The following is a 3995-nucleotide window of genomic DNA, read 5'->3' as shown; positions in this document are numbered from 1 at the left end:
AGATCGGACTGGCAGCCATGCTGGGAAGTCAGGGATTCTTCATCCTGCGGATGTCCAACATCTGAATGAGGCACACATGGAACCGGCGCTCCAGCGCTTGGTTGTGATGCGGCAGAGCGGCAATATGGAGCGCTGTGAGGAACACCGATGAACAGGTCCTGCATGCCAGGTAAATACCGGTCAGTTCACTGAGAGCCGCTACGGCCCAGCAGCTCAGAGGTAGTGATGAAAGCGCTGCTCCACCACCGCCCAGTCCTGAACTTTAATGCCAAGGGAAGCATGCTGGTGACGACATCGAGGTGCTCTGCACCCGGATACTGCACCCCTAGGCCGGGTGTTGCTCCCTCACCACCAAGCATTTCTGCTGGCAAGAAGACCCATTCGCCGCCAAAAAGACGGACAAGGCCTTCTCCGAGGAACATTTCATAGCCTGCCCGTAAGTCTTCACTCATCATGTCGGTGTCCTCGTCGCCGACAGTGGTGAGGAAGGCCTGTTCTAACCTGTTGAGGTGCTTAGTGTCCCAGGGGTCGCCGGTCGAGGCACCAGGAAGAAGCTTGGCGAACTCCCCGCTATCAATGAACGCACGTGCTCTGACCCTGTAACGCAGAACAGGGTCAGAGTACGCATCCACGCCGGGAATTGCCATTATGCGCGGACCAAGTACCAGGCACCTCCGCTGCGCTGGCACTCAAGAGCAGAATATTCGGGGAACAGGGCATGGTAAGTAGCACGTGCTGCCTCGCATGCGGGCCGAGATGTGAAGACACGGATGACTGCACCCCAAGCAATCGCAGGCTCGATCGCCTCCTGATCGGCAGCCACGTGACTTGTTGGTGAGGTTGCGGCCGAATAACTTACGGGCTCTGACGTGGCAGATGCTGCAGGGACTGATGCCAGCCCCAAAACAGCAGCGCACAATGCGGCGATCATCCCTCTGATAGGCATACGTTTTGAGCGCGCGGAATCGATAGATCGGTCGATTTTAGGCGACATATCCTCTCCTATCTCATGAAGTATTTAATAAGCCAATACGTCATGGATCTCGACGAAGATCCCATCTCAACCCTATCTACGGGACTGTCCGCCTAACGGTGTAAGTGGCGTTTTCATGGTCAGCGGTCTTCGGCGGCCGGCATGCGGTCGGCGAAGGTGATAGCAAAGGCGTTCAACGCTGGCTTCCAGCGCATGGTCCATCGTGTCTGTCCGGTGCCCTTGGGGTCCAGACTCCGAGTGACGAGGTACAGGGTCTTCATCGCGGCCTGCTCGTTGGGGAAGTGGCCCCGGGCGCGGATCGCCCGGCGGTAGCGGGCGTTGAGGGACTCGATCGCGTTGGTCGAGCAGATCACCTTGCGGATCTCGATGTCGTAGTCCAGGAACGGGATGAACTCCGCCCAGGCGTTCTCCCACAGCCGCACGATCGCCGGGTAGGGCTTGCCCCATCTCTCGGCGAACTCCTCGAACCGGTCCCTGGCCGCGGCCGCGGTCGGGGCGGTGTAGATCGGGCGCACGTCGGGGCTTGACCCCGGTTCTTGGACACGCTGAATCCAGCACCTGCTGGGGAAGCGAGATGATCCAGGAATCATGGCCAGGAAGAACTACTCCGAGGAGTTCCGTCGTCAGGCCGTCGACTTGTACGAGTCCACCCCGGGCGCCACGGTCCGCGGCATCGCCGAGGATCTCGGCATCGTGCGCGGCACGCTGCGGCACTGGCTCGAGGTCTACGGGACCGGCAAGAAGACCGCCGCTGACGGGACATTGACCTCCAGCCCACTGCAGTCCAAGCCGTCGCCGACAAGCCCTACGGGTCCCGCCGGTGAGACGCCTGAGCAGAAGATCGCCCGGCTCGAGGCCCGGGTCAACGAGCTCGAGGTCGAGACGACGAAGCTGACCACCGAGCGGGAGATCCTCCAGCGGGCGGCCAAGTATTTCGCTGGGGAGACGGGCTGGTGAGTCGCTTCCAGTTCGTCGCCGACAACTCCGCCACCTTCGAGGTGAAGCGACTGTGTGAGCTCGTCGAGATCGAGCGCTCGTCCTACTACGCCTGGCTCAAGGCTGCCCCGGCCCGAGAAGCCAGGGCAGCTGACGACGCGGCGCTGGCAGAGCGGATCAGGGCTGTCCATGCCGAGGACAACACCCAGGGTGCGCCACGGATCACCGCCGAGCTCAACGACAGCGCGCCTGCCGGTGAGCGGGTAAACCACAAGCGCGTCGCCAGGGTGATGCGGCTGCAAGGAATCCGGGGCTATGTGAAGAAGCGGCGGGTGCGGACCACGATCCCCGAACCGTCTGGCCAGAAGTACCCCGACCTGCTCAAGCGCGACTTCACCGCCCCGGCGCCAGGGCTGCGCTACGTCGGCGACATCACCTATCTGCCGATCGCCGACGGCACGAACCTCTACCTGGCGACCGTGATCGACTGCTACAGCCGTCGGCTTGTCGGGTGGGCCATCGCTGACCACATGCGTACCGAGCTCGTCGAGGACGCGTTGAAGGCCGCCGCCGCAACCCGGGGCACCCTCAAGGGCAGCGTATTTCACAGCGACCACGGGTCGGTCTACTGCTCGAAGGACTACGCCAAGCTCTGTCGCAAGCTCGGCGTCACCCAGTCCATGGGCGCCGTCGGGTCCAGCGCGGACAACGCGTTGGCCGAGTCGTTCAACGCCACCATGAAGCGCGAGGTTCTCCAAGACGCCGCCTGCTGGAGCAACGAACTGGTCTGCCGCCGGCAGGTCTTCAGGTGGCTCGTCCGCTACAACACCAAGCGACGCCATTCGTGGTGCCGCTACGTCCCGCCGGTCCTCTACGAGACCGGCAACACCGCTACGCTGCCGACGGCTGCGTAATCACACCCCGTGTCCAAGATCCGGGGGTAGGGCCCTTGCGCGGTGCCGTCTACTACACCGACGGTCAGCTCGAGGACGACGCCCGCCTCGTGATCGCGCTGGCCCGCACCGCCGCGGCGCACGGCGCGGACGTCCTCACCCGGTGCGCCGCGACCGACCTGCGTGAGGACCGACTCACCCTCACGGACGAGACGACGGGCGAGAGCGTCGAGGCTCGGGGCACGGTCGTCTCGGCGACCGGCGTGTGGGCCGGTGAACACGACCCGTCGTTGCGGATCTCGCCGAGCCGCGGATCCCACCTGGTCGTGCGGGCCGAGGCGCTCGGGTGTCCCAGCGCCGTGTTCACCGCGCCGGTGCCGGGTCACTTCGGCCGGTTCGTGTTCGCTCTGCCACAGAGCGACGGCCTCGTGCTCGTCGGCCTCACCGACGACGCCGCTCCCGGGGTCGACGGCATCGCTCCGCCGGTGCCGGAATCCGACGAGGACTTCCTCCTCGCCACGATCAACCGCGCGCTGGAGCGCCCCCTGACCAGGCAGGACGTGGTGGGCCGGTTCGCCGGGCTGCGGCCGTTGGTGCTGCCGACTCCGTCGGGCGGGTCGACGGGAGGGACGAAGAGGCGGATCGGGAGGCACGGGTTCGGGGAGAGGCGCGAGCACGGCGCGTCGGGGGATCTGTCGGAGGGCGCGGAGCGCGCACTCGTCGAGGCGGGCGCGACCGCCGACGTGTCCCGACGGCACCTGCTCATCGACGAACCTGGCCGGCCCCTGACGATCGCCGGGGGCAAGCTCACGACCTATCGCACGATGGCCGAGGACGCCGTGGACGCCGCCTGCCGTCGTCTCGGGACGGACCGGGAGTGCCGGACGAGGACGCTCCCGCTCGTGGGCGCGGCGCCGCGGGAGGTGCTGGCCCGTCTCGAGGAACCGACCCGTCTCGTGCGCCGTTACGGCACCGAGGCCGGTCGTGTCGCGGAGTTGGGCCGTCGGTACCCCCGGTTCGCGGGCCCCGTCGCCGAGGGCGTCGCCTACACCGGTGCGGAGATGCTCTTCGGCGTGCTGGCGGAGGGCGCCCTCACGGTGGAGGACCTCGTCGAACGCCGCACCCGCACCTCCTTCGTCGAGTCCGCCGTCCCCGCCGCGCGCGAGGTCGCC

The 3995-nt window shown here is 65.9% G+C and carries 3 protein-coding genes and 1 pseudogene; 2 read left to right on the top strand and 2 right to left on the bottom strand.

Features of this window, described 5'->3' with window-relative positions; translation table 11 throughout:
• Nucleotides 1-185 precede the first annotated feature (185 nt).
• Together TX78_RS12300 and TX78_RS12295 are read right to left on the bottom strand one after the other, a co-directional pair.
• Entirely contained in the window at nt 186-647 is a 462-nt protein-coding gene (locus TX78_RS12300; protein ID WP_044496635.1) for a hypothetical protein, read from the bottom strand.
• A gap of 466 nt (nt 648-1113) precedes the next feature.
• Nucleotides 1114-1584 (bottom strand): annotated as a pseudogene (locus tag TX78_RS12295) (transposase); the annotation flags it as partial.
• On the opposite strand from TX78_RS12295, the gene TX78_RS12285 reads away from it, so the two are divergent.
• Nucleotides 1583-2844, top strand: a protein-coding gene (locus tag TX78_RS12285; protein WP_094449642.1) for an IS3 family transposase whose coding sequence is annotated in 2 segments (ribosomal slippage) — nt 1583-1934 and nt 1934-2844 — 1263 coding nt in all. Because the reading frame shifts where the segments join, the coding sequence is not laid out codon by codon here. The pseudogene TX78_RS12295 and the gene TX78_RS12285 sit on opposite strands and share 2 nt — an antisense overlap.
• Before the next feature lie 35 nt (nt 2845-2879).
• On the top strand, nt 2880-3995 hold a 1116-nt coding region (locus TX78_RS12280; RefSeq protein ID WP_233722266.1), incomplete at its 3' end, for a glycerol-3-phosphate dehydrogenase/oxidase.

This window comes from Nesterenkonia massiliensis (assembly GCF_000455245.1).
In the GTDB taxonomy this organism is placed as follows: Bacteria; Actinomycetota; Actinomycetes; order Actinomycetales; family Micrococcaceae; genus Nesterenkonia; species Nesterenkonia rhizosphaerae.
Note: the sequence above shows the minus strand (reverse complement) of the source record. Positions and strands in the feature narration are given on the sequence as shown.

What these genes read in the sequence shown, in the direction of transcription:
- TX78_RS12300 (WP_044496635.1), bottom strand. Translation starts at nt 647, where the DNA reads ATGGCAATTCCCGGCGTGGATGCGTACTCTGACCCTGTTCTGCGTTAC.